16 protein-coding genes are annotated in these 19,461 nt (G+C 63.4%); 3 read left to right on the top strand and 13 right to left on the bottom strand.

Annotated elements, in window-relative coordinates; translation table 11 throughout:
- Positions 1-4: 4 nt before the first annotated feature.
- Positions 5-1,321, bottom strand: coding sequence for a sugar ABC transporter permease (locus NKH38_RS19440; RefSeq protein WP_023730793.1), 1,317 nt, complete (start codon positions 1,319-1,321; stop codon positions 5-7).
- A gap of 347 nt (positions 1,322-1,668) precedes the next feature.
- Complete coding sequence (gene xylF / locus NKH38_RS19435) at positions 1,669-2,709, bottom strand: D-xylose ABC transporter substrate-binding protein (protein ID WP_352762174.1); 1,041 nt, start codon at positions 2,707-2,709, stop codon at positions 1,669-1,671.
- 255 nt (positions 2,710-2,964) lie between these two features.
- On the opposite strand from xylF, the gene NKH38_RS19430 reads away from it, so the two are divergent.
- The gene (locus NKH38_RS19430; protein ID WP_352762173.1) at positions 2,965-4,200 is read left to right on the top strand and encodes an ROK family protein; all 1,236 of its coding nucleotides are present in this window, start codon (positions 2,965-2,967) and stop codon (positions 4,198-4,200) included.
- 30 nt (positions 4,201-4,230) lie between these two features.
- Here NKH38_RS19430 and phoB read toward each other — a convergent pair whose 3' ends face one another.
- The 7 genes from phoB to NKH38_RS19395 form a co-directional block, all read right to left on the bottom strand.
- Complete coding sequence (gene phoB, locus NKH38_RS19425) at positions 4,231-4,920, bottom strand: phosphate regulon transcriptional regulator PhoB (RefSeq protein ID WP_352522076.1); 690 nt, start codon at positions 4,918-4,920, stop codon at positions 4,231-4,233.
- Positions 4,921-4,936: 16 nt separating this feature from the next.
- The gene (gene phoU, locus NKH38_RS19420) at positions 4,937-5,641 is read right to left on the bottom strand and encodes a phosphate signaling complex protein PhoU (RefSeq protein WP_352462178.1); all 705 of its coding nucleotides are present in this window, start codon (positions 5,639-5,641) and stop codon (positions 4,937-4,939) included.
- A 41-nt stretch (positions 5,642-5,682) separates the two neighbouring features.
- Positions 5,683-6,507 (bottom strand): phosphate ABC transporter ATP-binding protein PstB, encoded by an 825-nt coding sequence (gene pstB / locus NKH38_RS19415; RefSeq protein ID WP_352656901.1) that lies wholly within the window; start codon positions 6,505-6,507, stop codon positions 5,683-5,685.
- 17 nt (positions 6,508-6,524) lie between these two features.
- Positions 6,525-7,841: a phosphate ABC transporter permease PstA gene (gene pstA, locus NKH38_RS19410; RefSeq protein WP_352762172.1), complete on the bottom strand. Its 1,317-nt coding sequence runs from the start codon at positions 7,839-7,841 to the stop codon at positions 6,525-6,527.
- A complete protein-coding gene (pstC, locus tag NKH38_RS19405) occupies positions 7,838-9,298 on the bottom strand; it encodes a phosphate ABC transporter permease subunit PstC (protein ID WP_352762171.1) in 1,461 nt (486 codons plus the stop codon). Before pstC ends, pstA begins: the two co-directional genes overlap by 4 nt.
- A 95-nt stretch (positions 9,299-9,393) precedes the next feature.
- Complete coding sequence (locus NKH38_RS19400) at positions 9,394-10,422, bottom strand: substrate-binding domain-containing protein (protein WP_023806533.1); 1,029 nt, start codon at positions 10,420-10,422, stop codon at positions 9,394-9,396.
- 497 nt (positions 10,423-10,919) lie between these two features.
- A complete protein-coding gene (locus NKH38_RS19395) occupies positions 10,920-15,482 on the bottom strand; it encodes a PAS domain-containing hybrid sensor histidine kinase/response regulator (RefSeq protein WP_502896612.1) in 4,563 nt (1,520 codons plus the stop codon).
- Between the two features lie 188 nt (positions 15,483-15,670).
- On the opposite strand from NKH38_RS19395, the gene NKH38_RS19390 reads away from it, so the two are divergent.
- Positions 15,671-16,027: a hypothetical protein gene (locus NKH38_RS19390; RefSeq protein WP_023693676.1), complete on the top strand. Its 357-nt coding sequence runs from the start codon at positions 15,671-15,673 to the stop codon at positions 16,025-16,027.
- A gap of 118 nt (positions 16,028-16,145) precedes the next feature.
- Here NKH38_RS19390 and NKH38_RS19385 read toward each other — a convergent pair whose 3' ends face one another.
- Positions 16,146-16,661 (bottom strand): DUF2865 domain-containing protein, encoded by a 516-nt coding sequence (locus NKH38_RS19385; RefSeq protein WP_352762169.1) that lies wholly within the window; start codon positions 16,659-16,661, stop codon positions 16,146-16,148.
- A 298-nt stretch (positions 16,662-16,959) separates the two neighbouring features.
- On the opposite strand from NKH38_RS19385, the gene NKH38_RS19380 reads away from it, so the two are divergent.
- Positions 16,960-17,175, top strand: a complete 216-nt coding sequence (locus tag NKH38_RS19380) for a hypothetical protein (RefSeq protein WP_023690098.1) — start codon at positions 16,960-16,962, stop codon at positions 17,173-17,175.
- 134 nt (positions 17,176-17,309) lie between these two features.
- Here the strand turns inward: NKH38_RS19380 and NKH38_RS19375 are convergent, their stop codons facing one another.
- The 3 genes from NKH38_RS19375 to NKH38_RS19365 form a co-directional block, all read right to left on the bottom strand.
- The gene (locus tag NKH38_RS19375) at positions 17,310-17,678 is read right to left on the bottom strand and encodes a UCP034077 family protein (protein WP_352762168.1); all 369 of its coding nucleotides are present in this window, start codon (positions 17,676-17,678) and stop codon (positions 17,310-17,312) included.
- Positions 17,679-17,898: 220 nt separating this feature from the next.
- Complete coding sequence (locus NKH38_RS19370; RefSeq protein ID WP_352762167.1) at positions 17,899-18,783, bottom strand: glutathione S-transferase family protein; 885 nt, start codon at positions 18,781-18,783, stop codon at positions 17,899-17,901.
- A gap of 25 nt (positions 18,784-18,808) precedes the next feature.
- Complete coding sequence (locus NKH38_RS19365; RefSeq protein ID WP_023711666.1) at positions 18,809-19,390, bottom strand: VOC family protein; 582 nt, start codon at positions 19,388-19,390, stop codon at positions 18,809-18,811.
- Between the last annotated feature and the right edge of the window lie 71 nt (positions 19,391-19,461).

The raw sequence follows: 19,461 nt of genomic DNA, 5'->3' as shown, positions 1-19,461 counted from the left end.
CTCCCTAGACGCGCTTGCGGTAGACGGTGTCGAGCCAGACGGCGATGACCAGGACAGCGCCAACGACAATGCTCTGCAGCGGCGAGTCGATGCCGAGCAGCACCATGCCGGATTGCAGCGACTGCATCAGAAGCGCGCCGAGCATGGCGCCCATCACCGTTCCGGCGCCGCCCGCGAGCGACGTGCCTCCGATGACAGCGGCCGCGATCACCAAAAGCTCGTCCAGCGTGCCCAGCGCATTGGTCGACGCATTGAGACGGGCCGACGAGATCGCCGCGCTGATTGTAGCTAGCACACCCATGATCATGAACACCTTCATGGTCACCCAGCGCGTGTTGATGCCGGCGAGTTCCGCTGCCTCCGGATTGCCGCCGATGGCGAAGACATAGCGGCCGAAACGCGTGCGCTTCGTGATAAACGTCATGATGATGCCGACAGTCACCGCCATCAGCACCGGTATGGCGATGCCATGCGCGATGAACAGCCCGCCTTCGGGAACGGTGATGCCGTTCTGCTGTGCGTACTGGCGCACGATGCCGATCGGCCATGGATAGGAATTGGCGATCCACACGGCGCCGAGGATGGCCGCGCAAGCGACCACGCCAAGCAGGGTCTCGGCCCAGACGGGGCGCAGTGGAAAGCTGAAGCGCTTGCGCTGCGAGCGACCGTTGAGCAGCGCGAAGGCGACCGCCGCGCAGGCGACGATGCCGACGATCCAGCTGGCAGCGGCGCCAATCGAGCCGCGTGGTCCGCCGCCCATCAGCTGGAAGGTGGCGTCGAGTGGCGCGACCGTGCGCCCGCTGGTGATGAGCCATGCCATGCCACGCCAGACCAGCAGGCCACCAAGCGTCACGATGAAGGCCGGAACCTGCATATAGGCGATGATGAAGCCCTGGAACGCGCCGATCAGCAGACCAAGCACCACGCCGGCGGCAAGCGCGACGACCCAGAGCCAGGGGTTTCCAAGCTGGAGGCCGATGATGCGAATCAGGAATTCGGCCTGTGCCACGCCCATGATCATGCCGATCACGCCTTCGACGGAGCCCACCGAAAGGTCGATGTTGCGCATGACGATGACCAGTACCATGCCGGTCGCCATGATCGCGACCGAGGACGTCTGCACCGACAGGTTCCAAAGATTGCGCGGCGTCAGGAAAAGCCCACCCGACAGGATATGTATGCCGACCCAGATGACCAGCAGCGCGCCGACCATGCCGAGCATGCGCGTGTCGAGCTCGGTCGCTTTCAGGAACCGGGCGGCCGCGCCGAGTTCAGACGCTCGTGCCGTATCGGCCTGCGGATTTGAGGTCGTGTCGGTCATGATGTCCTCCAGCGGCTTGCCGTCTGGCGCGGATGCCGGACCACAGCCTAGAAGTTTGCCGCCGATGGCGGAAACACACAATTCTCGTAGAGAAAACGCCCCCGCGGTGGCCCCCCCGCGGCCCGAATTTTGAAAAAGGGGGGGGTACGTTTGAACCCCCCCCCCCGCCGGGGCGGCCCCCCCGGCCCCCGTGGGGCGAGTTTGTCACCCCCCGGGGGGTGCGGGTGGGGGGGTTCGCCCCCACAACCCCTTTTTTGTTGCCGCCGTTGGGCTAAAAAAAAATTTTTTTTTAAAAAAACCCCGGGGTTTCCCCCCCGGCGGCGCCTCATTTCTTCAAGTCGTCGAGATCAGTTGCAAGCCGCGACGCTGCCGGCGGCGACGCCCGTGCAGACTTCGTCCTTCTTGATCCAGCCGGCGTCGATGACGACGTTGAGGTTGTCCTTGGTGATCGCGACGGGGGTCAGGAACAGCGACTTGACGGTGTTGCCGCCAGGCGTGGTGAAGTCCTTGGCGCCGGCAATGTCGCCGGTCTTCTTGCCATCGGCAAGCTGCGAGGCGATCTCGGCGGCGTTCTTGCCGAGTTCGCGCGCGTCCTTCCACACCGACACCGTCTGCGTGCCGAGCGCGATGCGGTTCAGAGCGGCATGGTCGCCGTCCTGGCCCGAGACCGGAACCGTTCCGGCAAGGCCCTGCGCCGTCAGCGCGGCGACAACGCCGCCGGCTGTGCCGTCATTGGCCGCAACCACGGCATCGACCTTGTTGTCATTGGCGGTCAGGAACTGTTCCATGTTCTTCTGGGCATTGGCCGGCAGCCAGCCATCGGTATAGGCCTCGCCGACATTCTTGATCTTGCCCGAGTCGATGGCTTCCTTGAGCACTTCCATCGAGCCCGAGAACAGGAAATCGGCATTCGGATCCGAGCCAGAGCCCTTGATGAAGACATAGTTGCCCTCGGGCTTCGCCTTGAACACTTCGCGGGCCTGCATGCGGCCGACTTCCTTGTTGTCGAAGGTCAGGTAGAAGACGTCCTTGTTCTCGATCAGGCGGTCATAGCCGACGACCGGAATGCCTTCGTCCAGCGCCTTCTGCACCGCCGGGCCGATGGCCGAGGCGTCCTGCGCCAGGATGATCAGCGAGTTGGCGCCCTGCGAGATCAGGCTTTCGACGTCGGTCAGCTGCTTGCCGGGATTGGACTGCGCGTCGGCGGAAATGTACTTGTCGCCGGCAGCCTCGATCGCCGTTTTCATCGCCGCCTCGTCGATCTTCCAGCGCTCTTCCTGGAAGTTCGACCACGACACGCCGATGACCTTGTCCTTCGCCTGCGCGACCGAGACCAGCGCCAGCGACATGGCGACGCCCGCCAGCATGGCGGCTGCAAATCTGTTCATTATAACCCTCCCTGCGCCGCGCACGGCGCGACAAAACCGGCCCGAAGGCCTGCACACAGAGGCTCCATTTTTTCGAGCCTCGAAAAAACACTGGTTCAATGATAAAGCGCTGTCAACATGGTTTCTGATGGCCTTGCCGAATTTTTTCGAGCTCCGCAATAAACAATGACAGGGCTGCCGGCGTCTGCCAATATTTGGCTGGTGCCGTCGAACGCCTTCACTATCATGAGGCGCGAGGAGGCCGGGAGGAAACAAATGTCGGTTGGAATCCGCCACGACGATCTGCGCCGTCGCAACCGCGCGATGGTGATTTCGGCCGTGCGCCGGGCCGGCCAGCCGTCGCGGACCGAGATTGCGGCGACCACCGGCCTCAGCCATTCGACCATATCGGCAATCTCGTCTGATCTGATTCAAGAAGGCATCCTGATTGAAGGCAAGCCTGGCGAGACCGGCTCGCTGAAACGCGGCCGGCCGCAGGTCGGCCTTGGCCTCAATCCGGAAGCGGCGGCGGTGATGACCGTGGTGCTGTCGCTGAACTTCCTCTCCGTCACCGTCATCGACTATGCCGGCCAGGTGGTCGCGGAAGAACAGCGCCGGCTCGACACGCTGACCATGCCGCGCGACGAACTGATCGGCGAATGCGTAGCAATCGTCCGGCGGCGTCTCGAGGACCCGGACCTGGACGTCCAGAGCATCGCCCGCATTGCCATGGGCATCCAGGGCATCACCGATTCGCAGGCGCGGGCCATGCTGTGGTCGCCAATCACGCCACTGACCGACATTGCCTTCGCCGACATGTTGGAAGCGGAATTCGGCATTCCGGCCACCATGGAGAACGACTGCAATATGATGGCGGTGGCGCTGCAATGGCGCCAGCCCGAGCGCTACCGCGACAATTTTATCGCCATCCTCTTGTCGCACGGCATCGGCATGGGACTGGTGCTGAAAGGCGAACTTTTCACCGGCACCCATTCCTCGGGCGGCGAGTTCGGCCACATGATCCACCGTCCGGGCGGCGCGCTCTGCCGCTGCGGGCGGCGCGGCTGCGTCGAGGCCTATGCCGGAAACTACGCCATCTGGCGCAGCGCCAAAATGATGGGCGAGGATGCCGAGCCGGTCGATATCGGCGACGCTGATATGCGCGCACTCGCCGCGCGCGCCCGCGAAACCGACGGCCCGGAGCGCGAAGCCTATCGCAAGGCCGGCGAGGCGCTCGGCTTCGGCCTCGGCAGCCTGTTTGCGCTGATCGATCCGGCACCCGTCGCCATGGTAGGCGTCAGCGCCGCCGCCTTCGACTTGATCGAACCGGCATTGCGCGAAGCGATCGCCCAGACCGCCGGCGGCCAGCACTCGAAATCGATCTCCTTCGACACCGAGCCCAACGAGCTGCCGCTGATCCGCGAAGGCTGTGCCATGCGCGCGCTCGGCTTCGTCGATCAGGAGATTTTCGCGCCGGGCATTCAGGCCAAATCCGGCAAGCATGTCGTCTGAATGGCCGGCAACGGCGCGACGCGCAGCATCCTAGTCTTCCCTGATCGCGTAGCCGGCGCCGCGAATGGTACGGATGACATCCGGCATGCGGCCGTTGTTGACCGCTTTGCGTAAGCGCCCGACATGGACGTCGACGGTTCGCTCGTCGATATAGATCGTCTCGCCCCAGACATTGTCGAGCAGTTGGCTGCGCGAGAACACGCGGCCGGGATGGCGCATCATGAATTCGAGCAGCCGGAACTCGGTCGGTCCGAGCCTGATCTCGCTCTTCTTGCGGTAGACACGGTGCGACTCGCGGTCGAGCACGATGTCGCCGACCTTGAGCACGCTGGACAGCACTTCCGGCTTGGCCCGGCGCAGCAGCGCCCTCACGCGCGCCATGAACTCCGGCGTCGAGAATGGCTTGACCAGATAGTCGTCGGCGCCGGTGGACAGGCCGCGCACGCGATCGCTTTCCTCACCGCGCGCGGTCAGCATGATGATCGGCAGCCGCTCGGTTTCGGGCCGCACTCTAAGGCGCCGGCAGAGCTCGATGCCGGAAACAGCGGGCACCATCCAGTCGAGCACCAGGAGATCGGGCACGTTTTCCTGCAGGCGGATCTCGGCCTCGTCGCCGCGTGTCACCACCTCGACGTGATAGCCTTCGGATTCGAGGTTGTAGCGGAGGAGCACGCCTAGCGGCTCCTCGTCCTCCACGACCATGATGCGTGGCGCGATCATCGGCAGTTCACCCTCATCAGGCCGGCATGGCCATCGCCGTCTCGTCCTGCTTCGGACGATTGGCGGGCAGTTGCTGGCCGGTCAGCACATAATACGCATTTTCGGCGATGTTGGTGACATGATCGCCGATGCGCTCAAGATTCTTGGCGCAGAACAAGAGATGCGTGCAGGCGGTGATGTTGCGAGGGTCTTCCATCATGTAGGTCAAGAGCTCACGAAACACAGACGTGTATTTGACGTCGATGCGCTCGTCGTCATTCCTGAGTTTTGCAAGCGCTGCCGCATCGGTGGCGGCATATTCCTCGACGACGCCTTGCACCTGGATCAGCACCAGCTGCGCCATGGCGTCGATGGAGTGCGAGAGGTCGCGCGGCGTGACGCTCAAGCCCACGGTGCCGACGCGTTTGGCGATGTTCTTGGCGAGGTCGCCGATGCGCTCGAGGTCGCCCGCCATGCGGATCGAGCCGACCACGGCACGCAGATCGTTGGCCATCGGCTGACGCTTGGCGATCAGCGTGATGGCGCGGTCGTCCAGTTCGCGCTGGCGCGCATCCATGATGGCGTCGTCGGAAACGACACGCTGTGCCAGCGCATTGTCCGAATTGAGCAGCGCCCTGGTCGAGCCGCTGACCATCGAGCCTGCCAGATCGCCCATGTCGCGGATCAGCTTGCTGATCTGCCCGAGCTCTTCATCGAAGGAGGCGACGGTATGTTCACCCATGATCTTGGTCCTCGTGCCTGAAAATTCACCCGCCGGACGGCTCAGCCGAAGCGGCCGGTAATGTAGTCCTGGGTGCGCTTGTCGTCGGGGTTGGTGAACATCTTGTCGGTGGCGCCCTCCTCGACGAGATAGCCGAGATGGAACATCGCCGTGCGCTGCGAGACGCGCGCCGCCTGCTGCATCGAATGGGTGACGATGACGATCGTGTAGTTCTGGCGCAGCTCGTCTATCAGCTCCTCGACACGGGCGGTGGCGATCGGATCGAGCGCCGAGCAGGGCTCGTCCATCAGGATCACCTCCGGCGACACGGCGATGGCGCGCGCGATGCACAGGCGCTGCTGCTGGCCGCCGGACAGGCCGGTGCCGGGCTCCTGCAGGCGGTCCTTGACCTCGTTCCAGATCGCCGCCTTCTTCAGGCTCTGCTCGACGATCTGGTCCATGTCGGACTTGCGCTTGGCCAGCCCATGGATGCGCGGGCCGTAGGCGACGTTCTCGTAGATGGACTTCGGGAACGGGTTGGGTTTCTGGAACACCATGCCGACGCGTGCGCGCAGTTCGACGACATCGATGTTCTTGTCGTAGATGTCGTCTTCATCGAGCGTGATCTTGCCGGTCACCCGCGCCGAATCGATGGTGTCGTTCATGCGGTTGAGGCAGCGCAAGAAGGTCGACTTGCCGCAGCCGGAGGGGCCGATCAGCGCCGTCACCTGGTTCTGGCGGACGTCGAGATTGACGTCGAACAACGCCTGCTTGTCGCCATAGAACACGCCGACCTTGTCGCCGCGCATCTTGATGACTTCGTTCGACTTGGCGTTCATTTTGTCGCCCACTGCATTCTCAAGGGACTGTTCGGTCATGATGTTCATACCAAATTGCCTTTTTTCTACCAGCGCCGCTCGAACCGGCGCCGGAGCACGATCGCAGTGATGTTCATGGCCATGAGGAAGACGAGCAGGATGATGATGGCGCCGGACATGCGCTCGACAAAAGCGCGCTCAGCCTCGTTTGCCCACATATAGATCTGAACCGGCAGCGCGGTCGCCGGATCGAAAGGCGTCGTCGGATAATCGGCGACGAAAGCGACCATGCCGATCAAGAGCAGCGGTGCTGTCTCGCCGAGCGCACGCGCCAGGCCGATGATGGTGCCGGTAAGGATGCCTGGGGCGGCAAGCGGCAGGATGTGATGGAACACCATCTGCATCTTGGAGGCGCCGAGACCTAGGGCCGCCGAGCGGATCGACGGCGGCACCGCGGCAAGGGCGGCGCGCGTGGCGATGATTATGGTCGGCAATGTCATCAAGGTCAGCACCAGGCCGCCGACGAAGGAAGCCGAGCGCGGCATGCCGAGGAAGTTGATGAACACGGCAAGGCCAAGCAGACCGAAGACGATCGACGGCACCGCCGCGAGATTGTTGATGTTGACTTCGATCAGGTCCGTAAAGCGGTTCTTCTTGGCGAACTCCTCCAGATAGATCGAGGCGGCGACGCCGATCGGCAGCGCCAGCAACAGCACGATCACCATCATGTAGAACGAACCGATGATGGCCACGCCCATGCCCGACGTTTCGGGCCGGCTGGAGGCGCCATAGGTGAACAGGCCGGTGTTGAAATGCTCGGCCATCACGCCGTCGGCTTTAAGCTTGTTCATCCAGTCGATCTGCTGGTTGGACACCTTGCGGCGCGCTTCATCGACGCCGAGGTCGATCTGGCCCTTGAAGGCCGAGTCGAGATTGGCGGCGGCCAGGATGTCGACGTCACGCGTCGTGCCGATCACCGACGGATCGGCGGAGACGATGTCGCGCAGCTGGACGCGGGCGCCTTCCGACAGGAAGCCCTTGAGCTTCAGCATCATCGGCTTGTTGGCCGGATCGATGCCGAGCTTGGCCACCAGCGCGTTTTCGGCGAGCTTGGGATAGTTCGCCTTGATCAGCACATTCGGGTCTGTGGCACGCTTGTTCGAGGGGTCGATGACCTTCTCATCGAAGGTGATCGGAAGCGTCACCGTCGTCTGCCAGAAGGCGGTGTAGCCTTTCGAGACGATGGTGATCAGCATGATGGCCAGGAACGCCAGGCCCACCGAGATCGCAATCACGCCATAGATGCGGAACCGGCGTTCGGCGGCATAGCGCGCCTTCAGCCCGATGTCGCGGCGCGGACGCGCGACGGCACCCGCCATCGTGTCCAGGGGGATGTCGGTCATTCGTACTGCTCCCGGTACTTGCGCACGATGTAGAGGGCGACGATGTTCATCACCAGCGTCAGCGCGAACAGCGTCAGGCCGAGCGCGAAGGCGACCAGCGTCTGCGGCGAGTTGAACTCGAGATCGCCGGTCAGCTGGTTGACGATCTTGACGGTGATGGTCGTCATCGCCTCGAACGGATTGGCCGTCAGATTGGCGGCGACGCCCGCCGCCAGCACGACGATCATCGTCTCGCCGATGGCGCGCGACGCCGTCAACAGGATGGCGCCGACGATGCCGGGCAGTGCCGCCGGCAGGATCACCCGCTTGATCGTCTCGGAGCGCGTGGCGCCGAGGCCGAGCGAGCCGTCACGCATTGCGCGCGGCACCGCGGTGATGATGTCGTCGGACAAAGAGGACACGACCGGGATCAGCATGACGCCCATCACCAGACCGGCGGTGAAGATGCTCTGGCCCTGGATGAAGGGCGAGCCGCCGGTGAGTGCCGCCGACAGGTCGCGCAAGAACGGTCCGAGCGTGACAACGGCGAAGATGCCGTAGACGATGGTCGGAATGCCGGCCAGCAGTTCCAACGCCGGCTTGACCACCGAGCGCACACCGCGCGAGGCATATTCGGACATGTAGACCGCCGACATCAGCCCGACCGGCACTGCCACCAGAAGGGCGACGGCGGCGATGTAGAGCGTGCCGGCGAGAAGCGGGATCAGGCCGAACTGACCCTGGCTGCCGCCGGAACCGGCGGCGGCGAAACGCGGATCCCACACCGTGCCGAAGAAGAAGCTCATCGGCGACACGCTCTCGAAGAAGGTGATGGTCTGGAACAGCATCGACAGCACGATGCCGACCGTGGTCAGGATGGCGATGGTCGAGGCCGCAAGCAGCCCCCACAGCATCAGCTTCTCGACGTTGTTGCGCGCCCTGGCGCGCGGCGCGATCTGCCTCAGCGCATAGAAGGCGCCGGCGACCGACAGCGCGAAGGTCAGCACGGCGCTGAACAGGCCGAGCCGGTCCTGGACCTGGTTCGCCTCGACCGCGATCGGGATCATATAGTCCTGGGTGTCACTGGCCAGTGCCACGCCCTTGGCGGCGAGCAGCGGCTGCAATTCGGCGAAAGTAGCGGGAAGTGCGATATCGCCATCGAGCCGGCGCAGGCCCTTGGCCAGGCTCTTCACCAGGCTGGCGTCGAGCGCTTCGCTGGCCACCTTTGTGTCGGCGGTGCGCTCGGGCAAAGCGGCATGGATATGCCGGTCGAGATAGAAGGAAGAGCCGATATCCCAGACGGCGAGCAAAAGGACGGCAGGCAGGACCGCGAGCAGAAAGGCCCACCAGCCATGATAATGCGCGCGCGAATGCGGCTTGACCTTGCCGGTATCCTGCGCCGCTGCGCGCTGGCGGCCGACCACAAAAGCGACCACGCCTATGGCGATGACTATGGCGAGTACGAGCAAGGACGACATCACCCACCCCAGGGAAAATTCAGATCGCCGCAGCCGTTGCGGCAAGCGGCGAAGTCAGGGCGCGGAGTTCATCCGCGCCCTGATCCGTCCGTTGATTACATTGTCTTTCCAGCGGCGAAGGCGTCGCGCTGGCCCTGACGTTCGGCGTCGGGAGCGGAAACCAGGCCGTACTGGGCGAGCGGGCTTTCCGGGCCGATCATCTGGTCATCAAGGAAGAACTCGACATATTCCTTGAGGCCGGGAACGACGCCCAGATGCGCCTTCTTGACGTAGAAGAACAACGGCCGCGACACGGGGTACGTGCCATCGGCGATGGTCTGCGTCGAAGGCACGATGCCTTCCACGGTAGCGACCTTCAGCTTGTCGGCATTGTTCTCGTAGAAGGCGAGGCCGAACACGCCAACGCCGGTCTTGTTGGAGTCGATGCGGGCCAGCGTCTCGGTGTAGTCGCCGTCAATGTCGACAGCCTTGCCGTCTTTGCGGATGGCGATGCAGGTCTTGCCGATTTCCTTGTCGTCGGCGATGCCGGCAGCCTTCAAAGCGGCCTTGTCGCAGCCGGCGTCGAGCAGCTTGGTCTCGAACACTTCACGGGTGCCGTGCTTCTCACCCGGGATATAGGCGGCGATATCCCAGTCGGGCAGCTTCGGATTGACCTGGTTCCACTTGGTGTTCGGGTTGTCGACCAGCTTGCCGTCGACCACCAGCTTGGCGGCGAGCGCCTTGTAGATGTCGGCGGGAACCAGCGCCCAGTCCGGACCCTTGATGTCGGTGGCAAAGACGATGCCGTCATAGCCGATGCGGACTTCCTGGACGTCCTTGACGCCGGCGTCGGCGCAGGACTTCAGCTCGTCCTTCTTGATCGGGCGCGAGGAGTTGGCGATGTCGATCGTGTCTTCGCCGACCCCCTTGCAGAACTCCTTGATACCGGCGCCACTGCCGCCGGACTCGACCACCGGGGTCTTGAAGCTGGTGAAGGTTTCGCCGAACTGCTCGGCGACGATCTTGGCGTAAGGCAGCACGGTCGACGAACCGGCGACCTGGATCTGGTCACGCGCAGCGGCGACACCGGACGATGCGGCGAACGCTACCGCCACGGCCGATGCCGTAACGAGGAATTTCTTCATGTGGCCTGCTCCTGTTCGGAAGATGGTCTCTTGGCGCCCTCTTCAAACCGGCGCCCGCTGAGGCCAATAGCCTTCGATTATTACAGTCGCATGACAGTTTCGTGTCAGCCCGGTAACGTCGCACAGACGCCTCGTGAGCCGCAGCCTTTAAGCCGGTTTGTGGGGATGGAAGTTGCCGCTGGAATCAGACGCTTGCGCGATTCGTGCTGGCATCAAGTCCCGGCAGATCGCAGGCCGCGATGCCGAGAAAGAAAAACCGGACGGGAGCGCGTTGCCCGTGGCCAGAGCGAATCTTGGCCGAGCCATCGCCAAAAACAGGTCCGTTGGGGTAGATTCGACGCTGTTTCTTGTCGGCGGTCGCTTGCTCCCGCCCGTAACTGAATGAGCGGTTTCGTTGCGACCATTGTCCTGACTGGGCGCCAGCTTTGATATGGTGCGATCGCACCATAGCCTTGGCTGTTGCGGCGCGGCCGAATCCCGGCCGGCGCCGCAGGTTGCTATCCAGCGTCTCGTTGGGCTTCGCCTGATATGCCGACCCAGCGCTCGACCTTTTCGAGCAGCGCCCTGGGGCTGATCGGCTTGGGCAGATAGTCGTCCATGCCGGCTTCCAGGCAGCGCTCACGGTCGCCCTTCAAGGCATGCGCGGTGACGCCGACGATCGGGATATGCATACCCGTATGTTCTTCCAGCCGGCGAATTGCGGCGGTGGCCTCGAGCCCGTTCATCTCCGGCATCGAGACGTCCATCAGGATCATGCGCGGATTAAGCCGGCCGAAGGCATCAAGCGCCTTGCGGCCGTTGCCGACGATTTCGAAACTGTAGCCGGTTTCGCCGATTATCTGGGTGAACACCATCTGGTTCACTTCATTGTCCTCCGCAACGAGGATGTCGAGCCGGCGTTCATCCCCGGCGGCCCGGGCGCGGGCACGAACCGGCGGCGGTTGCAGCAGGGCGCGTTCCGAGGCAGCGAGCGGCGGCTTTGCCGGCGACGGTTCGTTCCTGCCGCCGCCGGAACCGCTGCTTGCCGCCGGCAGCACACGGCCGTCTGTGATATTGTGATGGTGCCGCTGGATGGTGGCGACCAGCGTTTCCAGAAGCACCGAGGAACGCGCCGGCTTGATTAGCTGGGCGTCGATGCCGAGATCGCGATAGCTGGTGTTGGCGAGCGACTGGTCGACCGAAGTCAGCATGATGATCGGCGTGTCGGCCAGCCCTGCGGTGCTGCGCACGACGCGCGCCATTTCGGCGCCGCTCATCCCCGGCATCTGATAATCGAGCACGACGCAGTCGACCGGCACGCCGTAGGCAGCCGCGGCGACCAGCACCTTGAGCCCTTCGGGTCCGCTTTCGGCGGCGCAGGAATCGAAGGTCCATGACGCCATCTGCTCGCTCAGGATCGATCGGTTGACGGCATTGTCGTCGACGATCAGCACCCGTGAGCCGGTCACGTCGACCGGCATGATCCGCCGTCCGGTCCGTTCCTCGGCCCTGGGCAATGTCACGGTGAACCAGAAGGTCGAGCCCTTGCCTTCGGCGCTCTCGACACCGATCTCGCCGCCCATCAACTCGACCAGCCGCGAGGTGATGGCGAGCCCGAGCCCTGTGCCTTCGTGGCGTCTGGTCGACGAGGTGTCGGCCTGACTGAATTTTTCGAAGACGAGCTTCAGTTTCTGCTGCGGAATGCCGATGCCGGTATCGGTGACCGAAACGGTCAGCTTTGTCCCCGTCGGCCCCCTTTGTCCCGTCACGTCGACCAGCACGTGGCCTTCGTCGGTAAACTTCACCGCGTTGCCGACCAGATTGGTGACGATCTGCCTGATGCGACCGACATCGCCGACGAACAGGCTTCCCAGGCCCGGCTCGACGCGCACGATGAGCTCGAGGTCCTTCTCCTTGGCGCGGGTCGATATCAGCGTCGCCACATCCTCGATCGCTTCGGGCAGGTTGAAGGGCGCAGGGTCGAGCACCAGCTGTCCGGCATCGATCTTGGAGAAGTCCAGTATGTCGTTGATGATGGTCAAGAGCGCGTTACCCGATTTGACGATGATGTCGGTGAACGTCTTCTGCTTGGGATCGAGGTCGGATTTGGCCAGCAACTCGGCCATGCCGAGTACGCCGTTCATCGGCGTGCGGATTTCGTGGCTCATATTGGCCAGGAATTCCGACTTGGCGCGGTCGGCCAACACGGCGCGCTGCCGCGCCTCGCGCAGTTCGGCCTCGCGCAGCTTCAGTTCGGTGATGTCGGTGGTCGACCCAATCAGATAGAGCGAACCGTCGGACGCGATCATCGCGCCCTTGCGGGCGAACTGGTGGCGCACGCTGCCGTCGGCAAGCGTCACCGTTTCCTCGATCTCCTGTGTATCGCCTGTGCGCAGCACGGCGAGATCGCTGTTGACGAAGGCTTCGCCGTCCTCGCCGAAAATCTCGATGTCCGTCTTGCCGATCGCGTCTTCCCTGCGGAGGCCGGTGAGGTCGCACCAGCCCTTGTTGACGTAGAACTGCCTGAGGTCGGAGCGCTTGGCGTAGATCGACACCGGCACGTTGTCGATGAGATTGCGGAACACCTCGTTCTCGCGCATGCTCTCTTCCAGCGCCTGCTCGCGCGCCTTGACGTCGGTGATGTCGGTGCTGGAGCCGACAAGGTGCACCGACCCATCGAGCGCCACCAGCCGGCTCTTGCGCGTCATCAATTGCCGCACCGTGCCGTCGCGATGGATAACGGGCTCCTCGATCTCGCGGCCGCGCCCGGTGACGACGACCTCGGTGTCGTCATGGGTGTAGGTTTCGGCGTCGTCGATGCCGAAAAGCTGGAGATCGGTCCGGCCGATGACCTCCTCCTTGGGGATGCCGGTCAGCGCGCACCAGGCTTTGTTGACGAATTCCATGCTCAGATCCTGCGCCTTGATGAAGGCGGCGACCGGCAGTTCGTCCATGACGTGGCGGAACAGGTCGATCTGGCGCATGCTTTCCTGCAGCGCCTTTTCGCGGCTCTTGATCTCCGAGATGTCGACGCGCACGCCGATAAAGGTGCCGTCCTCGGTGCGCATATCGTAGACCTGATACCAGCGGCCGTCCGCATTGAGGCGCTCATAGGACGAGTTGGGCAGGCGATAGCGGGCGAGGATGGCATTGAGCCAGACATCGGGGTCGCCTTCATAGAGCCTGTCGATTTCTGGATCGCCGCTCGATCGGAAATAGCCGACCGAATGTCCAAGTTCCAGGGCCGCGCGGAAGCTGCGGCCAGGCTGCCATGCCGGTTTCAGCTCCGGCAGCGTGTCCTGCAGCTTGCGGTTTGCAAAGACGAACTTGTCGTCGCGGTCATAGATGATGACGGCCGCCGGCAGCGACTCCAGCACCGTGGTGAGGTTCTTGCGGGCGTCTTCGGCTTCGGTCTCGCGGCGCTTCATGTCGGAGATGTCGAACAGGAAACCGGCGACATAGTTGCGGCCGCTGGGCATGCCGACGCGGTTCTTGCGCACGATGCGCGAGCGGCTGGCGCCCTCGGCGTCGAAAGTCTCCTCGACCTCGTAGGGCGTGCCGGTCGCCAGCACGGCGCGTTCGCTGTCTTCGAACTGCGCGGCGTCCTTTTGCTTGAGGAAGTCGCCGCCGGGCCTGCCCAGCATCGCTTGCGGGCTCTGTCCGAACAGTGCCGAAAACGCCTCATTGACGAAGACGAAACGCAGATTGTCGTCCTTGACGAAGATCGGGTCCTTGACGCCGTTGATCACCGCCTCGGCCAGCCGCGATTTCTCCAGCGCATGGGCGAGTTCAGCCTCGCGATCCTTCATGTTGGTGACGTCGACATAGGAGATCAGCCTTTTGCCGCCGGCGAGCGGCGCCAGCGATGCAATCAGCGTACGGCCGTCATTGCGTGGCAGTTGCCTGGAGCCCACCAGGCCGGCCGAGATTTCTGCTTCGCGCTCGGCGATGTGGTCCTGCCATTCCGCATCGTCAGCACCGTACGGGTCCATATCGCGGCTGGCCTGCATCAGTTCGCGGAAGCCGCAGCCGATCCTGGCGCGTCGGGGATCGATTTCCCAGAAATCATAGAAGGCGCGGTTGATCACCTCCGCCCGCATGTCCGCATCAAGGACGAGCACGCCGATCGGCATCTGGTCGACCATCGTGCGAAGATTGGCGAAGGTCTCCGTGATTTTGGCGTTGGCACTCTCGATCTCTGCGTCGCGACGCTTGAGCTCGGAGACGTCGTAGTAGGTCAACAGCCGCTTGCCGCCGGACAATGCCGTCACCGAGAACATCATCGTCCTGCCGTTGGCATGGAGAAATTCGCGTGGCGCAACCGAGCCGGCGCTGATCTCCTCGATGCGGGTGGCTAGGTAGTGCTGCCACTGCTGTTCATCGAGATCGCCGTAGATGCCGTTGCGGCGGTTGAGTTCCATCAACAGACTGAACGGCGCGCCGACAGTGACGGCGCCATCGGGAATCCTGGAGAGCTCGCGATAGGCCTTGTTGACGATGAGTGTGCCGAGCTTTTCGTCAAGCAGCACGACGCCCATATGCATGGCATCCATCGTCCGCTCGAGATCGGCGAGGTGCTGCGTGGCCTCCCCGGCCGGCGGATCGCTCTCGTCCTGCCGCAGTTCGTCCAGCGCACCGGCCAGTGCCGTGACGTTGCGGCCGATGCCGCGATAGCCGATGAATTCGCCTTCGCCGTCGAACCGCGGGGAACCGGTGATCGAAACCCAGCGGCAGCCGGGACGGCCGCCCTTCAACTCATAAACAAAGTCGCGAAACGGCCGATGCGCCTGCAGATCCTCCAGATGCGCGGCGGCGTGTCGATTGCCGTGCACCATCTGCTTGAGGAAATCGAAGCGGAAACGGCCAAGAATGCTGGCGGGATCGATGCCGGTGGCGGCCTGGTAGTTCTCCGAAAGCCAGGAAAAGCGCAGCTCGGCGTCGGTCTCCCAGACCCAGTCGGCGCCGGCCTCGACCAGTTCGCGCAGCGCTTCGGGCGAACCCCCGACGGACGTATCCTCGCCGTTCACCACCCCTTTTCGGGAACCGCGTCCGCCGCGTGTTCCAACAGTCCCGTCAGCCATCCCGTTCCCACCCCGAAAGCCAAGGCCGAACCCCCTCAGCGGTTCGCCGGCGGAATTTGCCCGAGAAGCATTAATGATCCGCTAACCATAACCAATCCAGACTGCGGCCAGAGCCACATTGCCCTGCGGTATTCCGCCGGTTGTCGGCGGAACCCCGGCCGGGCTATAAGTCGGCGGGGGTGTTGCTGATGACGGGTTGGATCGTGCCTTGTTTCCTGTGCCTGGCGCTGCTTGCGGGCAGCGGCTGCGCACGCAGCTATGACGGCACGGTGGTGATCCCGAAGCCGCTCGATATCAGGCGGGTCTGGGATCGCGATCCGTCGCAGACTGAGGCCAGCCGGATGCAGGCGGCAGCCGGTGTGTTTCCGACGCCGCCGCCGCAGGAGCCCTACCGGCCCGCGGCACGCAGGCACACAACACAAATAGCTGCGCCAAGGCGGCACGTCAGGTCCAGCCCGCCCAGCATGGCTTCCGAACCGGCCAATCCGCTCACCTGCAAGAATGTCAGCGAACCCGGCAAACGCTACAGGATGGTTTGCGAATAGCTGGTACTAGTGCAATTCCAGGAAAAGTGTGAAACGGTTTTCCGTCCGGAATTGCGTAAAACAAAGACATAGAGCGGTTCGCCGTTTCGGTGAAACGGTGAAACGCTCTAGGCGCAGGTTACTCCACCGGGAAGAAAGCCGGCCCGACCACCCTGACCGGCCGCGAGCCGGCCAATGGCTCGACCGGTTGTCGCTGGGCGGCGCCCCTGGCCTCTGCAGCGTCTGCGCCAGGCTGGGGAAGTTGCGCCACGGTGCCAAGATCCGGCTTCGCTGACGGCAAAGGAATGATCGCGTTGGCCATATTAGCTGGCGTCACCGTGCGCGCTCTCAGCTCGGCAACGCGCCGGTGATAGCGCTTGAGGTCGCAGGCCCTGAAGTTCGCATCATCGCGATATTTGAAGGCCGTCGGCAGGTCCTTGTAGGATGTGCGCGTATCGAGCGCGACCATCTCTTCGGTTTCAAGGCTTGGGTCACTGAGCATGTACAGGTCGACGCCGGCATCGTCGCAGATGTAGCGGCACTGATCGACCATCTCCTTGACATCGCCGCCTTGCACGAACTGCGATTTCGGCGCCGGGAAGAAATAGCCGTCGGAGAGACGAACGCAAAACAGCATCGAATTGCTGCCGATCATGGCACCAGCCGGACGCTGTCTTTGTTGCCCGGCGGCGGGCCTGCAGCCGAGCGCGACGAGCCTGGCCTGCAGTCCGGACGTATCCCGGCGCGAAATCGCGGCGCCGGCGATCTGGCGTTGCACCCGAGTGTATTATGCCGGTTCCTGTAAATTCGCTATTACACTTTTGTTTCAAGATTGAGACGTAGCCAGGCTTGGGCGAGCCCAGGCCGCCGCAATCATCGATCCCGCGTTGTCGGCCCTTGCGGATGAAACCTTTCTCCGGTGTCTCGCGTTGTGTCGGGCAAAGGAGACGAAGATGTCTATTCACTTCACTGTCTCTGGCCTGACCAGGAACCTGTTCCACTCGCTGGGGCTGGACCATGAGCGGGCGCCGAGAGCGCTCGATCCCGAACAGAGCCTGTTGCTGGAATGCTATCTGGCCGGACAGATTCCGGAATCCGCCTGGGCCGACTACGTCTTCGAGACGCCGGAACTGCAGCGGCATGTCGATATCAGACGCCCGCACAACTGATCAGAGCAACTTCAGGAAAAGTGTGAGTCGTTTTTCCGCGAAAAGCGCGTAGCGCTTTCCCCTGGGAATTGCGTCAAGACAACGAGAGAGGGGGTCGCCGTTTCTGTGAAACGGTGAAACGCTCGCCCGCTCGCCTACTGCTTGGGCGAAGCGAATTGCACGGTGAAGACATTGCCTGCGACGCCTTGCGCCAGCGTCGGCGAGAAGCTCAACGGCAGGCGCTTTTGCAGAGCAGTGGTTGCGGCGTCGACGAACGACTTCCTGGTATCCGCATCGCCATCGACCTTGATCGCCGTCGGCCGCGGCGGACCGATCAGCGTGCCGTCGCGCTTGAAGCTGAAGCTCAAGGTGACGCTGGCATTTCCAGCACCCGCCGGCGGCGTCCAGCACGCCTGGATGGCATCGCCGACCTCCGCCATCGTGTCGAGCGGCGCGGCATTGCACGGGTAGCCTCCGACCAACACAACACCGGCAATCGCAAACACTCTCGCTACGCCCTTCATCGCAAAGCTCCTCGTGTGTCGTCCGCCGACCATGATGGTAGGGTCGAAGCAGACTGTGGCAATATGCCTGATGTCGGACTTTACGGCATGAGACGGGCCTGATGGCGCATCGGCGAAAAGCAAAAGGCCGGCATTGCGCCGACCTTTCCCTTCACCCTTGCGCCAGTACATCCGTGGTCGCGCGGTGCCTTCAATAGACAGCGTTCTGGTTAATGAATCCTTAGCGTTGCGCGCTGGCCTGCGACTTCACATAGGCGATGTAGCCGCGCACGTCGCCGGCCGGCTCGGCATAGGCCTGGCCGAGTTTCTTCTCCATCGCCGTGACATACTCCTTGGCCCATTTTGGCAGCGCATAGTCGATGACGGCCAGGAACTCCAGCGTCGATGCCAGGCGTATGTCGGCGATCGACGGGTGCTTGCCGCCGATGAACGGCTTGCCGTCCCTGAAGAAGGAGTGAAACACCTCCAGCGGCTCGGCAATGGCGGCCATGGCGGCCTTCTGCGCCTCGGACTTCTTCTCCGGATGAGCGTCGCTATGGCCGACCTCGCCGGCGTAATGCGGAAAACCCAGCGCCGGATAGGTGGCGCGCGCCACATACGGGTAGAGCGTGCCGATCAGGTAGAACATGGCGCTGTCGACCATCGCCCGCTTGGCCGGCGCCTTGGGATAGAATTTCTCCAGTCCGTGCTTGTTGGCGAGATACTGCATGATGGCACAGCTCTCCCAGAGCACGCCGCGCGGCAGCCCCTTGTCCTCGATCATCGGCGTCAGATGCGCCGGATTGCGCGCCATATATTCGGGCGAGCGCGTGTGGCCCCAAGCGTCGGTCTCGGCGGCGTCGAACCCAGCCGCACGGGCAAACACCCGGACGGTCATGTTGTTGACGCTCGGCTTCAGCATCGAGAGCTTCAGCGCCGGTTTTTTCGCCGCCTTGACCTTCGGCGCGGATTTCTTGGCAGCCGGCTTTGTCGCGGCTTTCGCGGCCGGCTTTGCGGCTGCCTTCGGCGCGGCCTTTACGGCCGCTTTTGCCGCCGGCTTCGCAGCCGCTTTCGCCGCAAGCTTGGCCGCTGATTTCCCAGCGCTCTTGATCACTGTCTTTGCCATTATGGTCCTCCCCCTTTGCTGGCCGTCAGTATGGATTCTTCGGCGTCCGGTCGTCCGACAAGGTCGCGCGCGACCGTTCGACCAGCGTCTGGATCGCGTCGGCAAGGTGCACTTCGGCGATGTTGTAGTCGCCGCGCGCAACGCGCAGCTTGTGCGCCTGCATCAAGACGTCGGCGTGGGTGAAGCCGGCCGGCGGCTCGAAGCGGTAGGACGCCAGCTCGATCAAAAGGCCGAGCGGATCCTCGAAATAGATCGAATCCATGAAGCCGCGGTCCTTGACGCCGCTGTGCTTGATGGCGCGCTCGTCGAGCCGGGCGACCGCCTGCAGGAAGGTCACGCGCGACACCGAGAACGCAATATGATGGACGCAGCCCGGTTCGGTGGGCGTGCGCCGCTTGACAGGCGTGCGGCTCTCGTCGGTGAAGACGGTGATCAGCCTGCCGTCGCCGGGATCGAAATAAAGATGGCTTTCGCTTGGCTTGTCGAGATTGGGTTGCTCGAAAATGAACGGCATGCCGAGCACGCCCTCCCAGAAATCGATCGAGGTCTGGCGGCCGGCGCCGACGAGCGTGATGTGATGGACGCCCTGCGACTGCAGTTTCTGCATCGGTCTCCTCCTCGCCGACCCTCGCCTATGTTCCCCGGCGTCTTGCGCGCCGCAAAGAGCCCTTTGGCTAG

Origin of the sequence: Mesorhizobium sp. M1078 (genome assembly GCF_040318615.1) — a bacterium.
Lineage (GTDB): Bacteria > Pseudomonadota > Alphaproteobacteria > Rhizobiales > Rhizobiaceae > Mesorhizobium.
This window is presented reverse-complemented; position numbering and strand designations above follow the sequence as displayed.

What these genes read in the sequence shown, in the direction of transcription:
- NKH38_RS19375 (WP_352762168.1), bottom strand. Translation starts at nt 17,678, where the DNA reads ATGAAGGGCGTAGCGAGAGTGTTTGCGATTGCCGGTGTTGTGTTGGTC.
- NKH38_RS19385 (WP_352762169.1), bottom strand. Translation starts at nt 16,661, where the DNA reads ATGATCGGCAGCAATTCGATGCTGTTTTGCGTTCGTCTCTCCGACGGC.
- NKH38_RS19440 (WP_023730793.1), bottom strand. Translation starts at nt 1,321, where the DNA reads ATGACCGACACGACCTCAAATCCGCAGGCCGATACGGCACGAGCGTCT.
- NKH38_RS19390 (WP_023693676.1), top strand. Translation starts at nt 15,671, where the DNA reads ATGACGGGTTGGATCGTGCCTTGTTTCCTGTGCCTGGCGCTGCTTGCG.
- pstC (WP_352762171.1), bottom strand. Translation starts at nt 9,298, where the DNA reads ATGTCGTCCTTGCTCGTACTCGCCATAGTCATCGCCATAGGCGTGGTC.
- xylF (WP_352762174.1), bottom strand. Translation starts at nt 2,709, where the DNA reads ATGAACAGATTTGCAGCCGCCATGCTGGCGGGCGTCGCCATGTCGCTG.
- NKH38_RS19400 (WP_023806533.1), bottom strand. Translation starts at nt 10,422, where the DNA reads ATGAAGAAATTCCTCGTTACGGCATCGGCCGTGGCGGTAGCGTTCGCC.
- NKH38_RS19380 (WP_023690098.1), top strand. Translation starts at nt 16,960, where the DNA reads ATGTCTATTCACTTCACTGTCTCTGGCCTGACCAGGAACCTGTTCCAC.
- NKH38_RS19430 (WP_352762173.1), top strand. Translation starts at nt 2,965, where the DNA reads ATGTCGGTTGGAATCCGCCACGACGATCTGCGCCGTCGCAACCGCGCG.
- phoB (WP_352522076.1), bottom strand. Translation starts at nt 4,920, where the DNA reads ATGATCGCGCCACGCATCATGGTCGTGGAGGACGAGGAGCCGCTAGGC.
- NKH38_RS19370 (WP_352762167.1), bottom strand. Translation starts at nt 18,783, where the DNA reads ATGGCAAAGACAGTGATCAAGAGCGCTGGGAAATCAGCGGCCAAGCTT.
- NKH38_RS19395 (WP_502896612.1), bottom strand. Translation starts at nt 15,482, where the DNA reads ATGGCTGACGGGACTGTTGGAACACGCGGCGGACGCGGTTCCCGAAAA.
- NKH38_RS19365 (WP_023711666.1), bottom strand. Translation starts at nt 19,390, where the DNA reads ATGCAGAAACTGCAGTCGCAGGGCGTCCATCACATCACGCTCGTCGGC.
- pstB (WP_352656901.1), bottom strand. Translation starts at nt 6,507, where the DNA reads ATGAACATCATGACCGAACAGTCCCTTGAGAATGCAGTGGGCGACAAA.
- pstA (WP_352762172.1), bottom strand. Translation starts at nt 7,841, where the DNA reads ATGACCGACATCCCCCTGGACACGATGGCGGGTGCCGTCGCGCGTCCG.
- phoU (WP_352462178.1), bottom strand. Translation starts at nt 5,641, where the DNA reads ATGGGTGAACATACCGTCGCCTCCTTCGATGAAGAGCTCGGGCAGATC.